Origin of the sequence: Enterobacter sp. MGH 37 (assembly GCF_000534515.1) — a bacterium.
GTDB classification, from domain to species: domain Bacteria; phylum Pseudomonadota; class Gammaproteobacteria; order Enterobacterales; family Enterobacteriaceae; genus Enterobacter; species Enterobacter kobei.
In genome coordinates this window covers 175,177-198,707 of sequence record NZ_KI973205.1, presented here as the reverse complement: position 1 = coordinate 198,707, position 23,531 = coordinate 175,177, and the positions used below count along the sequence as shown (strand labels likewise).

At 51.1% G+C, this 23,531-nt stretch carries 21 protein-coding genes, 1 tRNA gene and 1 pseudogene; 13 read left to right on the top strand and 10 right to left on the bottom strand.

The window, feature by feature from the left end:
- The first annotated feature begins 31 nt into the window (after positions 1-31).
- From L383_RS22675 to L383_RS22685, 3 genes are read left to right on the top strand one after another with little or no spacing between them, the layout of a single operon-like run.
- The gene (locus L383_RS22675; protein ID WP_023332284.1) at positions 32-394 is read left to right on the top strand and encodes a GtrA family protein; all 363 of its coding nucleotides are present in this window, start codon (positions 32-34) and stop codon (positions 392-394) included.
- The gene (locus tag L383_RS22680) at positions 391-1,332 is read left to right on the top strand and encodes a glycosyltransferase family 2 protein (protein ID WP_023332283.1); all 942 of its coding nucleotides are present in this window, start codon (positions 391-393) and stop codon (positions 1,330-1,332) included. Before L383_RS22675 ends, L383_RS22680 begins: the two co-directional genes overlap by 4 nt.
- Complete coding sequence (locus tag L383_RS22685) at positions 1,329-2,810, top strand: hypothetical protein (protein WP_023332282.1); 1,482 nt, start codon at positions 1,329-1,331, stop codon at positions 2,808-2,810. The genes L383_RS22680 and L383_RS22685 overlap by 4 nt, the downstream gene beginning before the upstream one ends.
- Positions 2,811-2,839: 29 nt before the next feature.
- Here L383_RS22685 and L383_RS24500 read toward each other — a convergent pair whose 3' ends face one another.
- From L383_RS24500 to L383_RS0123590, 3 genes are all read right to left on the bottom strand, one after another.
- Positions 2,840-5,107 (bottom strand): NosD domain-containing protein, encoded by a 2,268-nt coding sequence (locus L383_RS24500; RefSeq protein WP_023332281.1) that lies wholly within the window; start codon positions 5,105-5,107, stop codon positions 2,840-2,842.
- A gap of 229 nt (positions 5,108-5,336) precedes the next feature.
- Positions 5,337-6,716, bottom strand: a complete 1,380-nt coding sequence (locus tag L383_RS22690; RefSeq protein ID WP_023332279.1) for a hypothetical protein — start codon at positions 6,714-6,716, stop codon at positions 5,337-5,339.
- Positions 6,679-7,826 (bottom strand): IS3 family transposase gene (locus L383_RS0123590; RefSeq protein ID WP_085949497.1). Its coding sequence is split into 2 segments (ribosomal slippage): positions 6,679-7,589 and positions 7,589-7,826, totalling 1,149 coding nucleotides; the frame shifts between segments, so codons are not numbered across the junction. Before L383_RS0123590 ends, L383_RS22690 begins: the two co-directional genes overlap by 38 nt.
- A 26-nt stretch (positions 7,827-7,852) precedes the next feature.
- Here L383_RS0123590 and L383_RS26500 point away from each other — a divergent pair.
- Positions 7,853-7,960 (top strand): annotated as a pseudogene (locus L383_RS26500) (hypothetical protein); the annotation flags it as partial.
- 161 nt (positions 7,961-8,121) lie between these two features.
- On the top strand, positions 8,122-9,285 hold the full coding sequence (locus tag L383_RS22700) for a site-specific integrase (RefSeq protein WP_023332278.1): 1,164 nt from the start codon (positions 8,122-8,124) through the stop codon (positions 9,283-9,285).
- A 15-nt stretch (positions 9,286-9,300) separates the two neighbouring features.
- Here L383_RS22700 and L383_RS22705 read toward each other — a convergent pair.
- A tRNA-Arg gene (locus L383_RS22705) sits at positions 9,301-9,377 on the bottom strand.
- 278 nt (positions 9,378-9,655) lie between these two features.
- Here L383_RS22705 and L383_RS22710 point away from each other — a divergent pair.
- From L383_RS22710 to fimZ, 3 genes are all read left to right on the top strand, one after another.
- Positions 9,656-10,354 (top strand): EAL domain-containing protein, encoded by a 699-nt coding sequence (locus tag L383_RS22710; protein WP_023332277.1) that lies wholly within the window; start codon positions 9,656-9,658, stop codon positions 10,352-10,354.
- Between the two features lie 24 nt (positions 10,355-10,378).
- Positions 10,379-11,095 carry a helix-turn-helix transcriptional regulator gene (locus tag L383_RS22715; RefSeq protein WP_014882850.1) on the top strand — a complete coding sequence of 239 codons (717 nt, stop codon included), beginning with the start codon at positions 10,379-10,381 and terminating at the stop codon, positions 11,093-11,095.
- 812 nt (positions 11,096-11,907) lie between these two features.
- Positions 11,908-12,540: a fimbria biosynthesis transcriptional regulator FimZ gene (fimZ, locus tag L383_RS22720; RefSeq protein ID WP_023332276.1), complete on the top strand. Its 633-nt coding sequence runs from the start codon at positions 11,908-11,910 to the stop codon at positions 12,538-12,540.
- Positions 12,541-12,591: 51 nt separating this feature from the next.
- Here the strand turns inward: fimZ and sfmF are convergent, their stop codons facing one another.
- From sfmF to fimA, 6 genes are all read right to left on the bottom strand, one after another.
- A complete protein-coding gene (gene sfmF / locus L383_RS22725; protein ID WP_023332275.1) occupies positions 12,592-13,113 on the bottom strand; it encodes a fimbria assembly protein in 522 nt (173 codons plus the stop codon).
- 9 nt (positions 13,114-13,122) lie between these two features.
- Complete coding sequence (gene fimH / locus L383_RS22730) at positions 13,123-14,130, bottom strand: type 1 fimbria D-mannose specific adhesin FimH (RefSeq protein WP_023332274.1); 1,008 nt, start codon at positions 14,128-14,130, stop codon at positions 13,123-13,125.
- On the bottom strand, positions 14,123-16,684 hold the full coding sequence (locus L383_RS22735; RefSeq protein ID WP_023332273.1) for a fimbrial biogenesis usher protein: 2,562 nt from the start codon (positions 16,682-16,684) through the stop codon (positions 14,123-14,125). The genes fimH and L383_RS22735 overlap by 8 nt, the downstream gene beginning before the upstream one ends.
- Before the next feature lie 14 nt (positions 16,685-16,698).
- On the bottom strand, positions 16,699-17,391 hold the full coding sequence (gene fimC, locus L383_RS22740) for a type 1 fimbria chaperone FimC (protein ID WP_023332272.1): 693 nt from the start codon (positions 17,389-17,391) through the stop codon (positions 16,699-16,701).
- Positions 17,392-17,425: 34 nt separating this feature from the next.
- The gene (gene fimI / locus L383_RS22745; RefSeq protein WP_014882843.1) at positions 17,426-17,971 is read right to left on the bottom strand and encodes a type 1 fimbrial protein subunit FimI; all 546 of its coding nucleotides are present in this window, start codon (positions 17,969-17,971) and stop codon (positions 17,426-17,428) included.
- 67 nt (positions 17,972-18,038) lie between these two features.
- Positions 18,039-18,602 (bottom strand): type 1 fimbrial major subunit FimA, encoded by a 564-nt coding sequence (gene fimA / locus L383_RS22750; RefSeq protein WP_023332271.1) that lies wholly within the window; start codon positions 18,600-18,602, stop codon positions 18,039-18,041.
- A 309-nt stretch (positions 18,603-18,911) separates the two neighbouring features.
- Between fimA and folD the strand changes: the two genes are divergently transcribed.
- The 5 genes from folD to L383_RS22775 all read left to right on the top strand — a co-directional run bounded on the left by folD (position 18,912) and on the right by L383_RS22775 (position 23,479).
- On the top strand, positions 18,912-19,778 hold the full coding sequence (gene folD, locus L383_RS22755) for a bifunctional methylenetetrahydrofolate dehydrogenase/methenyltetrahydrofolate cyclohydrolase FolD (protein ID WP_014882841.1): 867 nt from the start codon (positions 18,912-18,914) through the stop codon (positions 19,776-19,778).
- Position 19,779: 1 nt separating this feature from the next.
- Positions 19,780-19,992: a ribosome-associated protein YbcJ gene (gene ybcJ, locus L383_RS22760; RefSeq protein WP_004143016.1), complete on the top strand. Its 213-nt coding sequence runs from the start codon at positions 19,780-19,782 to the stop codon at positions 19,990-19,992.
- Between the two features lie 283 nt (positions 19,993-20,275).
- Entirely contained in the window at positions 20,276-21,775 is a 1,500-nt protein-coding gene (locus L383_RS22765; RefSeq protein ID WP_023332270.1) for a PTS transporter subunit EIIC, read from the top strand.
- 86 nt (positions 21,776-21,861) lie between these two features.
- Positions 21,862-22,878 (top strand): Mal regulon transcriptional regulator MalI, encoded by a 1,017-nt coding sequence (malI, locus tag L383_RS22770; RefSeq protein ID WP_014882839.1) that lies wholly within the window; start codon positions 21,862-21,864, stop codon positions 22,876-22,878.
- A gap of 73 nt (positions 22,879-22,951) precedes the next feature.
- Positions 22,952-23,479 (top strand): metal-dependent hydrolase, encoded by a 528-nt coding sequence (locus tag L383_RS22775; protein ID WP_023332269.1) that lies wholly within the window; start codon positions 22,952-22,954, stop codon positions 23,477-23,479.
- Positions 23,480-23,531 lie beyond the last annotated feature (52 nt).

Genomic DNA, 23,531 nt, shown 5'->3' with positions numbered 1-23,531 from the left:
TCAGACCTTTCCGAATTCACTGATTTCTATAATGTTAAAGTTATTCGCCAGGTACACATCGATAGGTGTCATTAACACGCTCATTCACTGGGCTGTGTTCGCCATGTGCATATACGCATTTCATACAGGGCAAGCTCTCGGCAACTTTGCCGGTTTCGTTGTCGCTGTATCGTTCAGTTTCTTTGCAAACGCCAGATTCACCTTCAAGTCATCAACCACGACTCTGCGCTACATGCTCTATGTAGGATTTATGGGGGCACTTAGCGCCGCAGTTGGCTTGGCGGCCGATAAGTCTGGACTGGCTCCGATCATTACCTTGATTTTGTTCTCCGCAATCAGTCTGGTGTTCGGCTTCATCTATTCAAAGTTCATTGTCTTTAGGGATGCGAAATGAAAATTTCTCTTGTCGTTCCTGTATTTAATGAAGAGGAAGCAATTCCAATCTTCTATAAAACAGTACGGGAATATGAAGAGCTAAGACAGTACGAAGTAGAGATTGTCTTTATTAACGACGGCAGCAAAGACGCCACTGAATCAATCATAAATGCTCTTTCTATTGCTGATCCGCTTGTAGTTCCTTTGTCATTCACTCGTAACTTTGGCAAAGAGCCTGCGCTATTCGCCGGACTTGACCACGCGACCGGTGAAGCGATTATCCCAATTGACGTCGACTTGCAGGACCCTATTGAGGTTATCCCGCACCTGATAGAGAAATGGCAGGCCGGGGCGGATATGGTGCTGGCTAAACGTTCTGACCGCTCTACTGATGGACGACTGAAGCGCAAAACTGCTGAGTGGTTCTACAAGCTGCACAACAAAATCAGCAATCCGCAGATCGAGGAAAACGTTGGCGACTTCCGCCTGATGTCTCGGGATGTTGTTGAAAACATCAAGCTAATGCCTGAACGCAACCTTTTCATGAAAGGCGTTTTGAGTTGGGTTGGTGGTCGCACTGATGTTGTTGAGTATGCTCGCGCAGAGCGTGTCGCTGGTGATTCTAAATTTAATGGCTGGAAGCTATGGAATCTTGCACTTGAAGGTATCACAAGCTTCTCAACATTCCCGCTGCGCATGTGGACGTATATTGGCTTGTTCGTTGCTGGCCTGGCCTTCATCTATGGCGCATGGATGATCGTCGACACGTTAGCGTTCGGCAATCCGGTTCGTGGCTATCCATCAATGCTGGTTTCAATACTTTTCCTTGGCGGAGTTCAGTTGATAGGTATAGGTGTGCTTGGGGAGTATATCGGCAGGATTTATGTTGAAGTTAAGGGAAGACCTCGTTACATCATCAAAAACGATCTCAAGGATAATCGGAAGGAAGATAAATGATTAGTCAGGCTTTGGAAAAAGAAACTCATTTAAAGTGGGTGTTATTCACTTTTGTTTTCGCTGTAGTGGCTGTGTTTTTTACTGCTATCCATCCGGTGACAATTATCTCTGGTGATGAGTGGATCAATCTTTCTTCCGGAAGGCAGGCGTATCCACAGTGGGGAGGTTTTAATCCAATTAAGGTTGTGCCTGAGGTGGCTTTCCCACTCTTTGGTAACATTGCCTCATCGGTCGTAATGCCACTTGGATTTACTTTTCTTGAGGCTATCGCCTATTTGACAGCGGTTTTGGTTGCGGTTCTTGTTGTGGCGTTTCTTTATCAATTCTATGTTTTGATGAGAGAAACCGCAGGGTTATCAACTTACACAAGTTCAGTTTTAGTGATCTTCTACTTACTGTGCTTGTTCGGACTATTCAGAACTCTAAACAATAACAACAGCCCATACCTGCTGTGGGAGCAAAATCTTACTTGTTATTATCACTATATTGTTCCAGCCCTCATAAACGGCACGCTGGCACTTTACGTTTTAAGAATGTCGTCAACCTTAAAGCCCTTCTTTTACGAAAGAGCGATCTTTTCCGGTGTTCTGATATTTTCCATTTACCTATGTGTATTTTCGAACATTTTTGCCAGTGTTGTGCTTGCAGTAATGTGCGGTGTGGTACTTCTTCTGAACCTCATTAGCAACAGATTTAAAATTGTTGAGACGATTAAGGCTTACCCTTTCCACTGCATCACTTTGGCTATGTGGGTTATTTCCGCTATATTTGAAATGAACGGGGGAAGAGCAGATCGCATGGCAAAAGATCATCTGGATATTTCAGGTACAGTCAATGCATTTTACTCACTGCTTAAATTAACAGATCGCACCTTCTTCGTTGTGCTGGCTGTTGGATTGGTTTGCGGCGTGGTGTTCTTGCTAAGAAGAAAATCAGATGAGACAACTGAAGGTAAAAGATACGCTTTCTTGGTATCAGTGATTTCTGGAGCCATTACCACTTTAGCCCTTATTCTGGTATGCGCAAAGGCTAGCGCTAACTATGCGACTCGACCTGTGGCAATGTGGGGTTCTTTTATGTACCTGATTGTTTCTGCCAGCATAGGGCTTGGTTACGTCATTGAGCGCTTTAAGGCCGTTCAATATATTACCCCTATAGTTTTATTGTGCCTGATTAACAAGACTACAGATCAATATCATTCTTTACGTGAGTCTCATAATGGTAATGTTCCGTTCTCTGTTGCTAATGCAATTGGTCAGGACATGATAGATCAAGTTGTTAATGCTGTGCGTTCCAACCAGAGAACAATGATTCTCCACGTTCCAAAAGGAGGGGGAGATGGTAACTGGCCATTCCCTGTAAGCAGAGGGCGGCAGATTTCTGAAGCGCTGAAATCAAATGGTTTAATACCTCGTAACATTGAGATAAAAATTCAGCCGGATAGAGAAATGAATGCGAAGTATGGTATGCCAATCTGAATGCCAGCGCCCCGAGAGGGGCGCTTAAATTATGATTTAATATTTAAGGACTCAACATTCCCCGTCCCTCCAGAAATATTAACAGCAGTTGCTCCTGTTGTTGATCTGGCATGGTTTGTGTAAGCCATATTGTAGGAACCACCCCCAAGAACGACCGCGTAGAGCATGGTTGCTCCAGTAGCGTTATTATCCGAAGCGTTGCAGCGCGAGCAATTGTTTAAATTAATTCCATTGTATGTACCTGTTGTGGTATATCCTGCATCCAATATTGTATTTCCTAAAAAGCGGATTCCTTCACATTCTGTAGCATCTATTCCATGCCCTCGAACTCTTCGAATTTGGTTATGGCTGACACTTCCAAATCTTACAGTATTCAAAACTATACCAAGACCTGCGCTTCCATTTCCGTCCACGATATTGCCGCTAATATTCGTTATATGGTTTGCAGATGTAGTTCCTGTCATAATCATATTAATACCTTTTAAAGCGGAGGTATAAATGACATTATTCGTAATCTGCACGTCAGCAAATGTCTGGTTTTGGTAATCAGGAGTGGAGTTGGCCGGGTTATAGTACTGTATCCCGTTATTGCACGCTTCGATGTTATTGTTGCTGATTATAATGCGACCACATGAACGGTCACCTATAAAAACGCCATCACTACACTGGTGGATTTGATTCCCAGTGATAATCATACCAAAACAGTTTTGATGATCTATCGCATTATTTGGAAATCCACGCACAACGTTATCGGTGGTGCTTAAATGGAACTGTGCAGATGCAGATATCCCTTGACAGGAAGAATCTGTGCCAGAGGCGGAAACAACAATGTTGTTACGCATGGTATTAAAGTAACCTTGAGATGTTCCAATCTGGTTCCTCATCAAAATACCCCATGCGCAACGGGTGCAAATATTACCCTCCATAATGGCATGTTCGTTCTCGTTGAACCAGATGCTACAGCGGTAATTACCTATGCCGAGCAGCCCGCAACTATCTATGACATTGTTTCGTGCAACAACACGAGAAGCGGTGCTGTAGATAGCTGTGCGTCCGGTATTCACAATTCTACAACTCTCAACAACTGTGCCGGGTGCTGTAGATTCCACATTAATTCCAAGAACTGTTGCGCCGTTGCTTCCTTCAATACGTATACGCCGAACAACATGATCCGCATTTCTCACCCTCAAAACTGCATCATTGAAACTTTCTGGATTAGTAACAACAATTCCAAAGTTTTGTAAGATCACTGATGAGGTGTTATTTACGAAGCATCCAGCATTAATGTTAAATGTTGCGCCTAATCCATCAATAATTGTATTTTGTGAAATGGCAGCTGCTATTGCTGCGTTAATTGCTGTATGCGCCGTAGGAGTAGTAGCATCAACTCTTGGGAGCGCACCGAACATATACGGTGATATATAACCGACATTTAACCTAACCCAAGCCGCGCCACCGCTAGTCTTGATGATTGTCCCGTTATTATCAGTGTACGTCGAACCTGACAATATGGCCCGGAACTGACCGCCGCCATATCCAGTATTTTCGGTGTGCTCCCGCACGGTGATGCGCTGCTTGTCAAAAGATGGCTCAATGGTTCTCAGTTGAGCTATAGTTTGGCATTCTCCAATATACTTTTCGCCATCATTAGATCCCAGTTGAATCATGACGTCAGATGCTGAACCAGATGACGGTAGAACTACAATTGGATTTCCTGAGTTATCAAATGCTACTAACTTGCCTGCCCTTGTTGTTGCATTTGGCAAGGGGTTCACTGATTCAGGAACGCGCAGCGTCTTATTATTCTGCGCGTCTGCATATCCTTTAGTTACCGCATCTTGCGCATTGACTGGGTCAGCAAGATTAGAGATTCGATTTCCCTGCGCATCATAATACTGAGCCAGATAGCTTGGCTTTTTCAGAGCAAGTGAATCAAACCACCATCCATATTTTTGGATAAGCATTGTAAGCTTATCAAGCGCTTTCTCGTGAGACTTTGAAGGGAATTTACCGTTCTCATAATATGCTGTTTCTTGCGTTTCAGGAGGGTTACGATAAATGAGGATGGTGTAACCAGATGCATACGCAGTGTTGAGCGTTGCCGTACCACCGTCTGGATTTCCACCACCCGATGCTGAGAAGTCCACGCCATATGTAAGCTCATCAAGGTTTCCTGATGCGTCTGCAACGGTAACAGAAATATCAGAGTTGAGGATAAAATAGAATGGAACAGTGAAAGTCTGCGTGGCACCGTCACCATTATATTCGATAAAGCTTTGCTCAGATGATACAGTCATCTAGATCTCCAGGCGTGCGTAATCCCCGCAAGCATTTAGCTGCGGTAACTTTGGGTAATAAAAAACCCGCCGAAGCGGGTTACAGGAGACTAACTATGTTTACAGGAATGATTATCGCTGCTGTATTAATCTTCTGGTTTCAGTTCATTTTCAAAGAAGGCTTCAACAGGGATAGATTTTATGCGTTCCTGTTTTTTACAGGATTGCCATTTGTTGGATGGTTATTCTATTAACGCCCAAGCATGAACTGAGAAGGAGGAATAAGGAAATCATTACCCTGATTCTTCCTGATGTTCTGCTCATATCGATGAAGAGAGCCAGGAGATAATGACTCTTGCAGTTGGTTAAGGAAAAGATAATTAAGGATTGGGCGCGACCAGAACAAGTTGATGAATGGCGTGTGGTCAACGGTAAACCTGAAGAAGTCTCCGGCTTTTGCATCGCCAGAGCGTGCCTTCTGGAACAAAGTTACCAGTTGGTCAGCAGAGCCCGCTACCGGTCCAGCCAGGGAAGTGATTGGGCCATTACCGAATCGGTTTGCCTCGCCAAACAAAAAGTCGCCAAAAATCCCTAACCCACCACCTTGCGCCGCAGCAGCCAGGAATGTTTTTGCATCTGCTGGACGAGGTGTTTGCCCCTTCAGCATCAGCTTTGTCTGCATCGACAGGTAGCCGAAGAAAGTCATCCATAGCGCAACTTGTGCCAGGCCAACCATCTCCCCTTTTCCGCTTTTAAACAGGGCGTTTGTAACGCTGCCCCAACGGCTTTCGCCTAAAGGTGCTGGCGTATACCCTCTGCCAAATACTTCCCTTCCAAGCGCTTGCTGCATGAATGATGCGGTGAATGATTTGTACTGACCAATAAATCTGATGAGTTCACCTTGCACCGTGCCTGGTTGCGTACCTTGCTTCATAAAAGCACGAGTACGCGCAGTAGGTTCAGTCATGGCAACCATTACGCGGTCAAGAATGTATCCACGTAACTTGTCTCCAAGGTCTGAGCGAGCATTGGCAATGCTTCTTTCGTTCACGTTGATGTTTCTGTCAGATACGTATTTGGCGATCACCTCATCGGGTACTGATTCAATGCCATCAGGCGTCATGAATGTACGCCCTTCAGAGCCTTTCATATCCATCGTGCGATAGATGTTCCACTCTGCTTCACCTATGCCATGCAGGTCTAATGCCCTTTTCAGGTCGGCATTGAGTGAGGCGTGTGGTGACTTTGAGTTTCCTGCAAGCCAGTGAGAAATCATAGTGGCCGTGGTATTTCGTGACGCATCAGTCCACCAGTTTAAACCGTTTAGGCGGAAGAACTGGCGCTGCAAACGTGCAACTTTACCAGGAAGCGTAACGTCACCCGAGAAACGTTGCAGGATTTCATCACGCATTGAGTCAGCATAAACTCCGAGAGAGCTTAGAATTTCTTTCTGCTCTTCTGATGAGTATCGCTTCAGCCTTCCCTGGATTGACTCAGTCAGAGCTGACATGAAATTCTTACCCTGATATCTAAGTTCAAGCGCGTTACTGGCAAGGTCGTTAAACGATGAAATCTGAATCGCCACGGATAATCTAGACACTTCCGAGCCGTTGATAATACTGGTTTTCATATTCTGTCGGTGACATCTGTTCGCTAGAACCATGCCGACGCTTACTGTTATAAAACATTTCGATGTAATCAAAAATATCACTGCGGGCTTCTTCCCGCGTTCCGTAGATCTTTTTCTTTATCCGTTCACGTTTCAACAACTGGAAAAAACTTTCTGCAACCGCATTATCATGGCAGTTACCGCGACGGCTCATGCTACCCTCCAGGCCGTGTGATTTCAGGAACGACTGCCACTCATGGCTTGTGTACTGACTGCCCTGATCCGAATGAACCAGCACCTGTTTTTCGGGATTACGCCGCCATACAGCCATCAGCAGTGCGTTCAGGACAATGTCCTTTGTCATCCGGGATTGCATGGACCAGCCGATAATTTTGCGTGAGAACAGATCAACAACAACGGCAAGATACAGCCAGCCTTCGTGGGTCCTGATGTAGGTTATGTCCGTTACCCAACGCTCATCAGGAGCATCCGGATTGAACTGTCGCTGGAGCCTGTTGGGTGACACGATACTGGCCTCGCCTTTACGTGCCCGCGGGCTTCGGTATCCGACCTGAGCCTTTATTCCGACACGTTTCATCAGTCTCCAGACTCTGTTTACTCCGCACTGTTGCCCGCTGTCACGCAGATCCAGATGGATTTTGCGATAACCATAGACGCATCCCGATTCCAGCCAGAACTGTTTAATCTGTCCTGTCAGTCTCAGGTCTGCCTGATGGCGTTGTGAATGCGGCTGCTGAAGCCAGGCGTAAAAACCACTGGGATGAACATCCAGCACCCGACAGAGCAGGCGAACAGGCCAGCAACAGGAGTTGTCACGGATAAAGGCGTACCTCAGTCGGACAGCTTTGCGAAGTACGCCGCGGCTTTTTTTAATATGTCCCGTTCGTCGGTAACCCGTTTCAGCTCTTTCTGGAGACGGCGGATCTCGGCCTGAGCATCTGACTGTTCTTTATTAGTGGAAGAATCCGGACCGTACTTCTTTATCCAGGCATAAAGGCTGTGGGTGGTGATATCGAGACGTGTTGCAACGCTGGCAACAGAATAACCGCGATCAACAACCTGTTTGACTGCTTCAGTTTTAAACTCTTCAGGATAACGCTTACCGCTCATGGGCACCTCTCTTTAAGTCATCTTAAATGACTCTGAGGTGTCTGTTAAACGCGTGGCGATTCATAACCATGGAATCACACAGCCTCACACTCGATGAAGCCTGTGCATTTCTCAAGATATCCAGACCTACCGCCACTAACTGGATTCGCACAGGCCGCCTTCAGGCAACACGCAAAGACCCTTCAAAACCTAAATCACCATACCTCACTACACGGCAAGCCTGCATTGCGGCGCTTCAGTCTCCGCTGCATACTGTCGGCGTGAGCGCGGGTGATGGCATTAAAGAGGAAACTAAATGTCACTCTTCCGCAGAGGTGAAATATGGTACGCATCGTACTCGCTCCCGGGCGGGAAGCGAATTAAGGAAAGCCTTGGGACTTCCGACAAACGGCTCGCTACTGAACTACATGACAAGCGCAAAGCTGAACTGTGGCGAGTAGATCGCTTAGGCGATTTCCCTGATGTAACGTTTGATGATGCATGCATGCGGTGGCTTGAGGAAAAGGCCGAGAAGAAGTCACTGAAAGACGACCGCAGCCGCATGGCGTTCTGGCTTGCACACTTCGAAGGGATTCGATTGAAGGATGTCACTGAGCAAAGGATTTACTCAGTAGTAAACAAGATGAGCAACCGCAAGCTGCTTGAGATATGGAAAATCCAGGCAGCAGCGGCGCAGAAGAATGGACAGCCAGCACCAGTGTATTCAGCCTCCCCCGTCACCACTTCAACCAAAGCCAAGCATCTGGCACTGATGAAAGCTATTCTGCGTGCGGCAGAACGTGACTGGAAATGGCTGGAGAAAGCACCTGTGATTAAGGTTCCCGCGGTGAGGAATAAGCGGGTTAGATGGCTGGAGCATGAGGAAGCAAAGAGGTTAATTGAGGAATGCCCTGAGCCGCTGAAGTCGGTTGTTAAGTTTGCGCTGGCAACCGGCCTTCGTCGTTCGAACATTATCAATATGGAATGGCAACAGATAGACATGCAGCGTCGGGTTGCCTGGGTGAATCCAGAAGACAGCAAATCAAACAGAGCTATTGGCGTAGCGCTGAATGATACGGCCTGTAAGGTGCTGCGCGATCAGATTGGCAATCATCATAAATGGGTGTTCGTCCATATGAAAGCCGGTGTTAGACCTGATGGTTCTAAGACGCCATCAGTGAGGAAGATGCGTGTTGATGACCAGAGCGCATGGAATGCGGCATGTCGTCGTGCAGGTATTGAGGATTTCCGATTCCACGACCTGAGACATACGTGGGCGAGCTGGTTAATTCAGTCTGGTGTTCCGTTATCTGTGCTGCAGGAAATGGGTGGCTGGGAAAGTATCGAAATGGTCCGCCGATATGCGCACTTAGCACCTAACCATTTAACTGAGCATGCGAAGCAAATTGACTCTATTTTTGGGCTTGATGTCCCAAATATGTCCCACAGCGGAAATCAGGAGGGTGTGAAGGAGGCGTAAGTGCATGATTCATAATGGCACGCCCTGTAGGATTCGAACCTACGACCTACGGCTTAGAAGGCCGTTGCTCTATCCAACTGAGCTAAGGGCGCACTGAGAAGAGTGAACTTCGCGGCGGTGAAACGCGAAGAATTATACGGTCAATGGCAGGTGAGTCAATGCCTTTTCCGCTTTCAGAGGCAATTACCGCTAGCCGATTGTAAATACGGTTATTTTCTCAACATTTCTCGCTGTTTCACCTTAAAATTTAGCGCTGCGAAAAGGCTTAGTTGCATTTAAGTAACGCCTGCTGTTTTCCTGAACGTCAGCTCGTCACACTAGAGCGAGGTATCCCGGCCGCCTGGAGGCTGACAGACAACAGGACAATGGAGTGACAGCGCAAAACCCGTTCGATACGCCCCCCCGATTACAGTCTATTTCTCAGGACATCGTCGGCATCAAACTGGAGCCTATCGTCGCCCTCAACGCCCGGCGCCGGGTCGGCGTGGAGGTCCTGAGCGTCTTGTCCGACACCGAGCATAGCGAGGACTTCTTCCGCCATCAGTCGGCAGAAGCGTCTTTGACGCTGCTTGAAGCGCAGCTGGCCGCATTAAAAAATACCCCGCACGGCAATAATCTTTTTATTAATCTGCCGATAACCGTGTTGACGGCACCTGCGCCTTTTGCGCGGCTCATCAATATGAAAACCGCGCCGCTGAATATTGAGATTGTCGACCTCCCTCTCTTTCTGGCGCTCTCCGCCGCACAGAAGCAGAGCGTCGTCAACAACCTGCGGCAACTTCAGGAACGGGGACACTCTATCTGGCTGGATGATATCGACGAAACTATCATTCAGCCGTTTTTATTTTGTCGATTACCGTTGAACGGCATCAAAATCGATAAGAACGCATTCTGGCGTTTACGCGCCACACCTGCACTGAGGAAACTGGTTTCACTTTGCTTTCAGCTGGCCGGAAGCGTACTCATCGAAGGTATTGAGACTGAACGCGATCGTATCCGGGCACTGCAGGCGGGTGCCGATCTCGGCCAGGGATATTACTGGCCGTCCTGGACATGGCCGGAGGATTAACACGCCATTTCCAGGAGGGAGGCCATGCGAATGACAGTGCGCCGTTACCGGCGGCGGCGTACAGGAAGTGATGCACTGGGATTTACGCACTCACCTTTTGCCCCCCCCTTTTTCGACCGACTCGAGTTTTTGAGCCAGTCCATCAACCAGCCCCGAAAAACCGATGCCCCGTTTATCATCCTGGTAACGGAGGACAATTTTTTGCGCTCCGGTTTTCTCAATGGGCAGTTTCCGCTAAGCAGCTGTTGCGACTTCACGTCGCTGGACGATGCGCTGGGTGCGCAGAGCCAATGGCCCTCGGCCCGTCTGGTAGTGGATATTGAAAGCCGTTCCACGGGGCTGATTGATCAACTGGATCAGTTAAGAAGACATAGCCTGTATCCCCCCTTCCTGACGCCATGGCTGCTGATCCGGGCTGATAATTATGACGCGCGTCTCTTCTGCAAAGCGGCAGGTCCTTTTCATGTGCTCGAACGTCAGATGAACGCAGCAGGGCTTCAGCACAGCCTGATGGAACCCCGCCCCCTTCAGGGCTCCGATAGAGACTGGTTCTCGCGCAACGAATGGCCCATTTTGCAGGAGCTTGCCCGTGGCAAGACGTTACGACAGATTGCCCTTCTGCAGAATCGTCCCTATAGCCGCATTATCTATCGCCTCAGCTGCATCCTGATGAAGCTCGGGCTGAGCCATCGCCAGGAATTGTTACACCTTCTTAATAACCTCTCAGACTGCTCGTTTTAACTTACGTCCTAACCCCTTATTTCCTAAAGCGCTTTAAGAATTTACTTACCCATTATGTTAATTTAATGTTAAACATTAACAATAAAGTCGATTTTATAACTATTCCTAATTTATGGCCTTGAACCATGTGAAATGTCACAGATTGAATCAACTGCAGCACTTTCCTCCATCCGTTAAGTGAATGCAGAAGGCGTTAACGAGATGATAATGATGTAAAAACAAGCAGCTTCCCTTTACGCACCAGGAGCGGGAAGCGAAGCTGGCAGCACGTTCTCCTGTACGATGATGGAGCGACGTTGATATCGCTTAAGGACTTTCAGATGAAGGTCTGAGGCCCTGAGAGGGCATTTTTTCGCCTCATCTTCTCAAGATCCTGCCTTAAATCGAGACGCCATTTCATTAACATTTTCGCAACATAAAGAGACATCTGTTATTTTTTGTTATTACATAAAGATGAAAAGATGCGGTAAATGGGATACCAGGATAATTCCGCTAAATTTAAAAAGGAGGCCATTCAGATCCAGAAGATAATACAAACCAATAAGCGGAACGTAATTTACAGGGTTTTCGGAAAAAACTTACCCTGTATAATAAGATGCGTATCAAAATTGAATAAGAAAAACCTTTTTGCCAACACCAGCCAAATGAGACGACCGCGCTGAGGCAGAGTTCTTTTCATTACGTAAACAGGGATGCTTTCGCTCTTTCCAGGGAAATACTACGGTATAGGGATCTGCTCATTATATCCTTCCGGCATTTCGAGAGTTTTACAAAACTCTACATAACGCTTTTAACAATCTGAGGCATTAAAAATGAAACCGGCATCCGTTATCATTATGGACGAACATCCTATCGTCAGAATGTCGATAGAAGTCCTGCTACAGAAAAATAAGAATATCATCGTCAAGCTTAAGTCTGGCGATAGCCATGAAGTTCTTGACTGCATCCGCAATCACCCTATCGATTTGGTGATCCTTGACATTGAACTTACGGGCACAGATGCCTTTGCTTTACTTAAGAGAATCAAAAACTTAAATAAAGAGATTAAGGTTCTTTTCTTATCATCTAAATCAGAACTGTTTTACGCCGGACGTGCCATTCGCGCCGGGGCCAACGGCTTTGTCAGTAAACGAAAAGATTTGGGTGAGATCTACAACGCCGTAGAGATGATCCTGATGGGCTATTCTTTTTTCCCGTCGGAGACGCTGAATTTTATAAACCATATGGGGTCGGGAAAGGGAGAGTTGGCAGATATGCCGTTATCGAATCGCGAGGTTACGGTATTACGTTATCTGGCGAATGGACTGTCCAATAAGGAAATTGCGGAGCAATTGCTATTAAGCAACAAGACCATTAGTGCGCACAAATCCAATATTTATTCCAAGCTGGGGGTGCAAAGCATCGTGGAATTAATTGATTACGCTAAAGCACACGAACTGCTATAACCTGAATTCACTCCCTGCAGTTTATCTGAGCTGCAGGGAGTGCGGTCAGTGCTAATTATAATTAATCATGAAGGTCGCATCAGCATCAGCCTTTCCGGGCTGAGGGTTATCGGCAGTAGCAATATAATTGGCATAAAATGACAGTGTCGCATTCCCCTGCGCATCGACCGTGACCGGCTGGCTGGCCTGCTGGAGATCCAGACGCGATTTATCCGCATCCCTGATCTCGACGGCGACGCGGCTTGCCGTGCTGGCGTCGTTCAGTGCCAGCAACCCGTTGTTGCTCCCGTCAGCTTTACCGGAAAACGTAATGGACGCGGCCCCTGGCGGACAGCCGGTCAGTTTCAGCGTAAAAGGCATGGGCTGCGTGCGGCTCCCGGTAGTGCTGAGCTGCTTCGTGGGCCAGGTGCCCAGCGTGACGGTTTTGTCACTGTCGTTCCCCTCGGCCACGCAGGTAAAATCGACGATATTGCCGTAGAGCTGAATGTTAATTTCGCCCAACGCGGTTTCCGCCTGAGCCTGTGTGCAAAGCGCAAAGATCGCTACGGTGATAAAACGGATCCCGTTTCGCATATCGGCTCCTTAGTCGTAATCCACACGCAAATACCCGCGCGAGGTAAAGCGCCCTTCCGCGGGCTTATTGCCCGTCACGCTCACTGGCCAGACCCGGATCCCCACCTGCGCCTGCGCGCTGTCGTCCAGACGGAACGGAATTTTGCTCGTCAGGTTGTTAGGCGTTAACGGCGTACCACTCTCGTTGGCAATGATGAACCCCACATCCGGGTTATCCGATACCAGTGCGTTACTGGAGACCTTTTCAGCCTCAACGCGCATCGTCAGCATGGCATTCGCCTCGACGTTGGTGCATTTAATCGCGATGGTTTTACTCTGCGATGAAACCCCTTCCGGCTTGTTACCCGCGCCCGCTTTGCTGAACAAGGAGGCGCCAATGTCCCCGAAATCAAACTCAACCACATTACCGGCATTGATTGCGCAGCTTTGCGGTACCTGAATGGTTCCGCTGTAGCTGATGGTATAGACCGGTGTGGTTAACGGGTCAGAGGCGGTCGTAGTCACGTAAACACGGAACATCGTGGCACGCGGGATCACCACCATGTTGATAAAACGCCGGGTCACCTTAAGACGGAACACCAGGTTGGAATCCTTAACGCCAAACGGTTTGTTTTTTGAGACGTTCGGATGGCTCCCCATCTGGATATAGTTTTGCGGGGGGTAAAACTCGCCAGCATAGCTGTCCGTGATTTTCATGGCCCCATCCAGATAGTCGTTAAGCTTCAGATACTGGTAGCGATCGCTGGTCCCGGTGATCGGGTAATCGGTGACGTAGCTGCGTCTGGTGGTATTGCCGGTTGTGCCCTTCGGGCAGACGGCATTCACCCCCACCCATTGCGATTTTTCGCTGAGGGTCACAATCTGACCCACCTGGTTATTCGAGCTGTTGAATTTATCCGTCAGGTCGTAGTACACCTCTGTCGGCACGCCATTTTCGTTGACGCACACGGTCGCCAGTGCGTGTGACGCGGGCAGTAAAGCCAGAAGTGATAAAGCAAAAATGTGGATTTTAATCACAGCGGATCCCCTTAAGTGTGATTGCCTGTTGCAGGCTCTTTTCAGGCAAGCTGTAAGGCGCACGGCACTGGGACTGTGCCCCGTTCCCCCACTGGATCAGCAGTTCGCCTTCGAGCGGCAGCCCACTCAGGTAAATTTGCCCGTCATCCCCCACCATGCTGGTCACGCCACTCTGGGTTTCACGCACCACGGCGCCGAACGGCACGGGCTGGTTACCACGTGTGACGGTCAGCAGGGCACGCACGCCAATACGGGTGTCAAAGCTGGCGCGCACCAGTGCGCCTTTGGTCGGCACCACGCTGCTCACGTTATTTTCGATATCGGTGTTGTTGCTCATGGTATTGGTATCCAGCGCCACGCGGTTATAGCGATAGACGGTGGCATACGGCATCACCGCATAGCCGCGCCAGTCGGTCTTCACGCCGGTCTGGTTTTCCACGCTGACGCCTGATGCCCCCGGGGCTTTGATCAGCACGTTGGTGTCGCCCAGCGGCTGGCTAAAGGTCACGCCATCAGCATGGCCGACCACCCCGCCGGAGAGCTGCCAGTTGAAATCGTGCTGATCGCGGGAATAGTTGTAGCCCACCCCCAGCGTGCCGTAGGTTGCCTGCCAGTTGGCGCTGGCGCTTCCGCTTGAGCCGTTGGTGCTGGCGTGTCCCTGGGTCACGCTGTAGTTCAGGTTGCGGTCCTCCAGCAGCGTGCCGCTGACGCCGGTTTGCCAGCTGGTATCACCCTCACTGTTTCGGCTGGCGGATGCCGTGGCGTAGGCGCGGTCAATCGCGCTGTCCCGGCGATAGCCCTGACGGGTAAACAAGCTAAACGGCACGGAGACGTTGAACGACGCGATCCGGTCAGTCCCGTCGATCCCGACGGATTTGTTCCACGACCACGAGACGGAATAGTTGATCCCCTTCACGCCCCCCGCGTAACCCAGCTGATACCAGAGGTTCGTTTCGTCCGTCCCCCAGTAGGTTTGCTCACTCCCGGAAATATAGACCGAGCCGTAATCCCCCAGTGACTGAGAGACGTTGAGCTGAAAGCGGCCTTTTTTGTTCCACGTCAGGTTGTGATAACTCTGTACGTCAGGCACATCGTTACCGTCCTGATTATCGGCATACTGATAGCCCTCCATTGAGCGCCAGGCGACATCGTCCAGGGTGTAAAACCCTTTGGTGGAGTAGCGGTAGCCCAGCAGTTGGAAGTTGGTGCCGAAGCCGTTGAGCGATTTGGCATAAAGAAAACGCAGCGACTGCCCTTCGTGCTTGCTGTCGTCCGTGAGCTGGCTGCGGGCATGAGTGATATCGACCGATACCGCGCCCCAGTCACCGAGGTTTTTCCCGGCCCCGACGGCCAGCGAGGTATAGCGTGACGCCAGCTGCGTACCGCCATACAGGGTAAAGCCGTTGGCAAGACCGGTCACCAGGGTGCCCTGGATGAAGAACGGCGTATCCTGGTCGCTGTTACCGCTGCGATAGTCCCCCGCCACGAGATCGTATTTCCAGCGCCCTTCTCGCTGCAGCAGCGGGACGGTGGAATACGGCACGGTGTAGCGCTGCTGGCTGCCGTCTTTCTCTTCCACCGTCACCTCCAGGTCACCGCTTGAGGAGGTCGGGTTAAGATCGGTGATGGCAAAGGCACCAGGCTGAACGTAGCTTTGATAGATAACGTAGCCGTTTTGACGCACCACAACTTTGGCTGGCGTCCTGGCAATACCGCGCACGGTCGGGGCGTAGCCCTGCAGGCTGTCCGGGTACATGCTGTCGGACGAATAGAGTCGTCCGCCGCGAAAACCGACGCTGTCGAAAACATCATTCCCGGTATTGCTGTCGCCCAGCACCAGTTCGCTTTTGAGCGGGATAACGGTGCGCTGCGCCCAGGTGCCAATATTCTCCCACTCACTGTGCCGCTGCCCGTTATTCTGGGTGTAACGCCATGCGCCGTTGTTACGTAAACGCCAGGCACCATAGTTCAGCCCGCTCTGCAGGTTGAGATAGTAGCTGTCGTCTTCGCTTCCCCGGTTGCCCGTGAAGCTGTAGTTCACCAGGGCGGCGGGAATACCTTCATCCCACTGTTCGGGCGGGATGTAGCCGCGCGCACTGTTTTGCATCGCCACCTGCGGCAGGCTGACGTTCAGACGCTGTGAGGCAAAGTTAAATACCGTTTCGCTGCCGGGAATGGCCGTGGTCAACGGAACGCAGGTTTCGCCCTGCACGTTAGCCAGTTCGGGAAACGCCGCAACGTTGACGCCAAAGCGATCGAGCATCGCGCGCGTAATGCACGGGGTCAGACCGCCCGCCACCGGTGGCGTGTTCTCAGCCTGCTCAAAACGCACGTCCTGAGTGCCGATAAACTCATCGTTACGCCAGATATCCACGCGATAAACGCCGGGTGCCTGCTGGTGTCCTTGTTCAAAACGCGACAAATCCGCCACGCTGGCAGTATCGTCAGACAAGAAGGCCGGGTTGAAGTAGCTTTCGCTCCAGCCAGCCTGGGGCCAGAGCGCGGCCATCAGCGCCAGCGCAACCGGGCAGTAACGTCCCTGATGGTTTTTCATCGCCCTGTCTCTGCTCACAGGTTGATGCTACGCGCCGGTGTAATGGCACCGTAGTCGTTCACGCTCTGCCATGAGAGCGTACCGCTGGCACCGGCTGGCAGCACCTGCTGAGCCGAGTTTTTCGGTGCCACCATCAGGTTCTCCAGCGTCTGACCGCCCAGCTTCAGGTTGACCAGGGTGATGTAGTAAGGAGACGCATTGCTGACCTTTAGATGGTTACCAACGCGCTCAAAACGCAGTTGAGAGAGTGCCTCTTCTGGCTGCATCGCAAGATTATTCGGGCGTACAAACAGTTTGATACGTGAAAGGATCGCCAGCTGCAGCACGTTATTGTTTTCTGTTTTTGCTTTGTTCACTGACGGGATCGCCTTCACGTTCATGTAAAAGAGCGACTCGCGATCGGCGGGCAGCGCTGGCCCGGCGTAAATAATACGCAGCGTGTTTTCACTGTCCGGCTCGCTAACAAACAGCGGCGGCGTGACGGCAAAGGTTTTCTCCTTCTGCCCGTTTGCATTTTCGATCCACGCGTTAATTAAATAGCGTTCTTGTTTATTGCTGTTGGTGATCGCCAGCGACGTTTGCTTTGCATCAGCCGGGTAAATAACGCGTGTGGCCCCCAGCGCAATACCGCCGGAAGCATTCGCGCAAGTAGAAACCATCATTAAAATAAACGATAACATCAGTCCTGGTTTAATTAGCATATTCATCAAAACCGTACCTTTAATAATGTGTTCGCAGGTGTTATGGATAAATCAACGTAAACCAGACATCCGACTGAATATTGCCTGGCACGAGGTGTTCGGAAATAGCGCGATAGCGGGCGCTAAAATGAAATGCGAGCTCGCTGGTATTCACCGGCAACCAGCTGACGGCCGTTGCATTTGGGATAATCTGACGCTGCTGTTCATCAAAAAGCGCCAACCCCACGCCGCTGCTGACAGGTGTTTCGCCTGGCCGCGATGTCGCCAGAAAAACCTGCGGATCTTCCTCTGGTGTAACACCCTGAAACTGGATCCCTACGGTGCGCGAGACATCCACGCTGCAATCCAGCAGTCGCACGGTGAAGGGCACGTTAACCGTTGAGAAACTGCCCACACCGGAAAATGAATTGGTTCGGTACTGCCCCATGTCGATGCGCATATTCTGGCTGTCGGGCGCCACGGCGCAGCCGCCGTTTACCAGCTCCCCGCGAAGATGCACTTTGCCACCGTCGATCACCACGGTATGTGCCGATGCCGGGCCAGCCATCGCAAGGGTTAACAGCAGTAGTGTTCCAGTCCTTGTCATCCTTCATTCCTGGCATTTGCGTATGACGGCCTCATCCCTGAGGCCTGAACATCCTTGTGCGAGGGAATTATTCGTATTTCATTACGAAGGTGGCGTCAGCGTTCGCCTGGCCTGGCTCGGTGGTCGCAGCCGTTGATTTATAACGCGCGGTGAATTTCAGGGTGTTAGTCCCTTCAATCAGCGTCTGAGCGGCAGAGAAGGTCGCACCGTCTGGAGTCAGCACGCTGGATTTGCTGTCGAGGATCTCGATACCCACGCCTTTTGCGGTGTTGTCGTTGTTACCGGACGTCACGGCCAGCAGGGTTTTGTCGGTTGGGTCGATCTGACCGGTGAAGGCAACCGCAGCGGTTTTAGCTACCAGCGGATCGCAGTCATTCAGCTCAATGTTGAATGGAATATTAGAGGTGGTGTCGCCCACTTTGGTGAATTTCGCGGTACGATACTGACCGAGATTAACGGTCTGCTCGGAAGAATCAGTATTTACTGAACAAGCAGCATTAACCAGTTCACCTTTAAAATGCACGGTACCGCCATTTACGGTAACCGGCGTGGCTGGATCTTCAGCATGAGCGGCACCCGCGACCAGGGTCAGTGTAGCAATAACAGTAGAAGCAATGTTGCTGAGTTTCATGTCTATTCCTTTAAAATGTAAATAACCCTTCCCGCGAAAATCGGGAATAAGAAATACGTTCAATTGATTAATTGAAAGCTTATTTCGGAGGAGACAAAGTAGCGCAGGAATAGGTTTTTAAATATGTCAAAACGCTGCCATTTCGCCAGGTCACATCCTAATACTGCCTAAGAAATTGACCACCCACTAAGAAGGGTTTTTGCGTCTCGCTGATAAAAACGCGTAAAGGGTGACTGACAGCGGCGCTCGCTTCTGACAAAATACAGGCAATCCCCCCTTTCAAACGTTACAGACGGAATCATCTCTCTGATGGCAGCAAAGATAATTGACGGTAAAACGATTGCGCAGCAGGTGCGCTCTGAGGTCGCGGAAAAAGTGAAGGCACGTAAAGTTGCCGGAAAACGCGCTCCCGGGCTCGCCGTTGTGCTGGTTGGTAGCAACCCGGCATCGCAGATTTATGTCGGTAGCAAGCGCAAAGCGTGTGAAGAGGTGGGGTTCGTCTCCCGCTCTTACGATTTGCCTGAAACCACCAGCGAAGCGGAACTGCTGGAACTGATTGACACCCTGAACGCCGATAAAGAGATCGACGGTATTCTGGTTCAATTGCCGCTGCCAGCAGGCATCGACAACGTGAAGGTGCTGGAGCGTATCGCCCCGGATAAAGACGTTGACGGTTTCCATCCGTACAACGTGGGTCGTCTGTGCCAGCGCGCGCCGCGTCTGCGCCCATGTACCCCGCGAGGTATCGTGACGCTGCTGGAGCGCTATAACATCGACACTTACGGTCTTAACGCCGTTGTCATCGGTGCGTCCAACATCGTGGGCCGCCCGATGAGCATGGAGCTGCTGCTGGCTGGCTGCACGACCACCGTGACCCACCGCTTCACCAAAAACCTGCGACACCACGTCGAGAACGCCGATCTGCTGATCGTGGCGGTTGGCAAGCCGGGCTTTATTCCTGGAGAGTGGATCAAAGAAGGCGCAATTGTCGTGGACGTCGGTATTAACCGTCTGGAAAACGGCAAAGTGGTCGGCGACGTGGTATATGAAGATGCGGCGGCACGCGCCTCTTACATCACGCCAGTACCGGGCGGCGTAGGCCCAATGACCGTAGCAACACTGATTCAGAATACGTTGCAGGCATGCGAAGAGTATCACGACGTAGAGGACGCGTAAGATGGCGACATTTTCATTAGGTAAACACCCGCACGTAGAGCTGTGCGATCTGCTGAAGCTGGAAGGCTGGAGCGAAAGCGGTGCGCAGGCCAAAATCGCCATTGCCGATGGACTGGTAAAAGTCGACGGCGCGGTGGAAACCCGCAAGCGCTGCAAAATTGTCGCGGGCCAGACCGTGAGTTTTGAAGGACAGAGCGTGACGGTTACGGCCTGAGCCGTCTGATGCCCGATGGCGCTGCGCTTACCGGGCCTACGTACTGTCTCCATTTAGTAGGCCGGGTAAGGCGAAGCCGCACCCGGCAATTTCTCTCACCATACCCCCACAATCATCACGGTTAATTATCGATCAACTTCAAATAATCACTATTTCATCTGTTGAAAGGTGAGAATTCAGTTGCGCGTTTTTCAGGCTTTCTCCACGATAAGTAGAACGTTCTACTAAAACGTTCTACTTACAATAACAGCGCCAAAAAAAGCGCTACTCGGGGGAAATCAGCATGGGTCTGATATCAGGGTTTGTTAAATCGCTGTCTAAGTTATCGATGATTGGTCGCGCCTTAATGCTGCCAATTTCACTGCTTCCCGCTGCGGGCCTGCTGCTGGCCTTCGGCGACAAGTTCCATCTGCCGCTGATGATGAACGCGGGCGGGGTGATTTTTGACAACCTGCCGATGCTGTTCGCCATTGGCTCCGCCGTGGGCCTGGCGTCAGAGTCCGGTATTGCGGCGCTCTCTGCGGCGGTCTCGGTGTTTGTCACCAACATCACCATCAGCACCGTGCTGAGCATCACGCCGGAAATGGCCTCGCAGGGCGGGAAATACGCCATGGTGGTCGGCATACCAACGCTGCAGATGGGCGTCTTCGGCGGCCTGATCTGCGGTATCCTTGCGGCCTGGTGTTTTAACCGCTTCCACACCATGCAGCTGCCGGAGTTCCTTGGCTTCTTCTCCGGTAAGCGCTTCGTGGCGATTGCCACCGCGTTCCTCTCGTTCCTGATGGGGCTGTTGCTGCCGTACGTCTGGCAGCATATTCAGGCCGGTATCGACGCCCTCTCCGTGGTAGTTAACGGCGATAATCAGGCGGCCTCGACCTTTATCTTCGGCCTGGTGGAGCGTGCGCTAATCCCCCTCGGTCTGCACCATATCTGGTATCCGTCGTTCTGGTATTCGTTTGGGGATTACACAACTCAGGCAGGCCAGGTGATTCATGGCGACCAGACCATCTGGTTCAAGATGCTGGAAGAAGGGGTGAAATCCTTCAGCAGCGACACCTACCAGAACGCCGGTAAATTCATGCAGGGTGAATTCCCGCTGATGCTGTTCGCGCTGCCTGCGGCGTGCCTGGCGATGTATCACGAAGCACACACGAAAAACAAAAAGATTGCGGCCGGTATTCTGTTCTCGGCAGCGCTCACCTGCTTCCTGACGGGGATCACCGAACCGGTAGAGTTTACCTTTATCTTCGTGGCGCCGATTCTCTACGTCTTTAATGCCATCATGGCGGGCCTGGCCTACATGACCATGTACCTGTTGCATGCGCATATTGCCAAATCGTTCTCGGCGGGCTTTATCGACTACCTGTCGTTCGGGATCCTGCCGTCCTTTAACGGTTACAAGACCAACTTCCTGAATGCCATTATCATCGGCATTCCAATGGGGCTGATTTACTACTTTACGTTCCGCTTCGTGATCCGTCGCTTCGACGTCAAAACCCCGGGTCGTACCGATGTCACTGCCAATGCAAATGACAAGTCCGATTCCGAACTTGCCACAGAGATTATCAGCCTGCTGGGCGGCGCGCAGAATATTGATTCCGTTGGCTCCTGCATTACCCGCCTGCGTCTGGAAGTGGCGAAAAGCGAGGCAGTGGATAAAGACGGGCTGAACGGACTCGGCGCCCGCGGCGTGGTCTTCGTTGGCGACAACGGTATTCAGGTGATTTTCGGTGCCAGAGCACAGTTTATCGCCCAGACCATGTCCACCATGATTGGCAAATAATAAGATGCCGGCGTGATGCGTCTCCTGTACGCTGGGGGACGCATTACTTTATCTGGCTGATAATCGGTTAATTTCAGGGAGCGGCTTTGAAGAAAGTCAGCATTATTGATGTCGCAAAGCACGCGGGCGTCTCGGTCTCGACCGTGTCACTGGTGCTGCGCCAGAAAGGGAAAATCTCAGAGGCAACGATCGGGAAGGTCAACGCCGCCATCACGACGCTGGGCTATGTTCATAACGTCGCCGCTGCCAACCTTCGCGCCAACACCTCTAATTTAATTGGCCTGATCCTGCGGGACTTCAGCGACAGCTTTTCCATCAAGGTGATGGCGAGCATTGTTCAGGAGCTGGAGAAGCAAGGCTATATGGTGTTTCTCGGTCAGCCGCTGAATGACCGTGAGCATCTTGAACGCACCCTGCTTTCGTTTAAGCAGCAGGGCGTGGCGGGTGTCATCTATCTGGCGTCCGACACCCGCACCGCAACGCTGCCGGAACACATTCGCCACTGCCCGCTGCCGTTGGTGGTCGTTTCCCAGTCGTTGCTGGATGAAAAATGTAACCTGGTCATGCGCGATAACCGCCAGGCCGCGAACCTGGCCGCGCGCTATCTTATCGAGCGCGGACATCGCAATATTGCCTACATTGGCGGGCGCGACGGCTGTCTTCTCCGCGAGCAACGCCTGCTCGGTTTTCGCAGTGCCATGACGCAAAGCGGGCTGGTCTGGCGTGACGAATATTCTCCCGCCTGCCCCGATGATACCCAGGCGGCGGCGATGGCAACGCGCCAGTTGCTTGAGAAGAACAACACCATCACAGCCCTGCTCTGCCACTCCCCGGATGCCATGCTCGGCTCCATCTCAGGCATTCACCAGGTGGGGCGTACGGTGGGTAAAGATGTGTTTCTGACGCAGCAGGTCGCGCTGGTCGGTTTTGAAGATATGCTTCACGTTAACCTTACCTCACCGTCGTTGACCTATGTCTCCTCAGCGAGCGATGAAACCGGGCGTCAGGCGGCAGGGCTGATTATCCGTAAGCTGAAAGAGCCAGATCTGCAAACGCAACGCATCACCCTCTCCGGGCAGCTTATCGCACGCGAGTCGGCGTAAAATCAGAATATAGCACAGCGTATTTTCCGCCATTACCCTGCTATATTTCCATGATTTGCCATGGATAAATGCAATGCCTACCGTTATCACTCACGCAGCTGTTCCCCTTTGCCTGGGCTTAGGCCTGGGAAGTAAAGTCATCCCTCCCCGCCTGTTATTTGCCGGAATTGTCCTCGCCATGCTGCCGGACGCCGACGTGCTGGCGTTTAAGTTCGGCGTCGCTTACGGCAATGTTTTCGGCCATCGCGGCTTTACCCATTCCCTGCTGTTTGCCTTTGTGGTGCCGATACTTTGCGTGCTGATTGGCCGACGATGGTTCAAAACTCCTCTGACGCGCTGCTGGCTTTTTTTGACCGTGTCACTGCTGTCTCACAGCCTGCTGGATTCCGTGACGACCGGCGGAAAAGGGGTCGGCTGGCTGTGGCCGTGGTCAGATGAACGCTTCTTTGCCCCGTTGCAGGTGATAAAAGTCGCGCCGTTTGCCCTGTCGCGCTATACCACGCCGTACGGACATCAGGTGATCATTTCAGAGTTGCTGTGGGTCTGGCTGCCGGGAGTGGTGCTGATGGGGTTGCTGTGGTGGAGAAAACGTGCGCGCTGATGCCCTCACCCCGGCCCTCTCCCACAGGGAGAGGGTTAGGGTGAGGGGAAAA

Coding starts and splice junctions, on each gene's coding strand:
- L383_RS22675 (WP_023332284.1), top strand. CDS start 32: ATGTTAAAGTTATTCGCCAGGTACACATCGATAGGTGTCATTAACACG.
- L383_RS22680 (WP_023332283.1), top strand. CDS start 391: ATGAAAATTTCTCTTGTCGTTCCTGTATTTAATGAAGAGGAAGCAATT.
- L383_RS22685 (WP_023332282.1), top strand. CDS start 1,329: ATGATTAGTCAGGCTTTGGAAAAAGAAACTCATTTAAAGTGGGTGTTA.
- L383_RS24500 (WP_023332281.1), bottom strand. CDS start 5,107: ATGACTGTATCATCTGAGCAAAGCTTTATCGAATATAATGGTGACGGT.
- L383_RS22690 (WP_023332279.1), bottom strand. CDS start 6,716: ATGAAAACCAGTATTATCAACGGCTCGGAAGTGTCTAGATTATCCGTG.
- L383_RS22700 (WP_023332278.1), top strand. CDS start 8,122: ATGTCACTCTTCCGCAGAGGTGAAATATGGTACGCATCGTACTCGCTC.
- L383_RS22715 (WP_014882850.1), top strand. CDS start 10,379: ATGCGAATGACAGTGCGCCGTTACCGGCGGCGGCGTACAGGAAGTGAT.
- fimZ (WP_023332276.1), top strand. CDS start 11,908: ATGAAACCGGCATCCGTTATCATTATGGACGAACATCCTATCGTCAGA.
- sfmF (WP_023332275.1), bottom strand. CDS start 13,113: ATGCGAAACGGGATCCGTTTTATCACCGTAGCGATCTTTGCGCTTTGC.
- L383_RS22735 (WP_023332273.1), bottom strand. CDS start 16,684: ATGAAAAACCATCAGGGACGTTACTGCCCGGTTGCGCTGGCGCTGATG.
- fimC (WP_023332272.1), bottom strand. CDS start 17,391: ATGAATATGCTAATTAAACCAGGACTGATGTTATCGTTTATTTTAATG.
- fimI (WP_014882843.1), bottom strand. CDS start 17,971: ATGACAAGGACTGGAACACTACTGCTGTTAACCCTTGCGATGGCTGGC.
- fimA (WP_023332271.1), bottom strand. CDS start 18,602: ATGAAACTCAGCAACATTGCTTCTACTGTTATTGCTACACTGACCCTG.
- folD (WP_014882841.1), top strand. CDS start 18,912: ATGGCAGCAAAGATAATTGACGGTAAAACGATTGCGCAGCAGGTGCGC.
- ybcJ (WP_004143016.1), top strand. CDS start 19,780: ATGGCGACATTTTCATTAGGTAAACACCCGCACGTAGAGCTGTGCGAT.
- L383_RS22765 (WP_023332270.1), top strand. CDS start 20,276: ATGGGTCTGATATCAGGGTTTGTTAAATCGCTGTCTAAGTTATCGATG.
- L383_RS22775 (WP_023332269.1), top strand. CDS start 22,952: ATGCCTACCGTTATCACTCACGCAGCTGTTCCCCTTTGCCTGGGCTTA.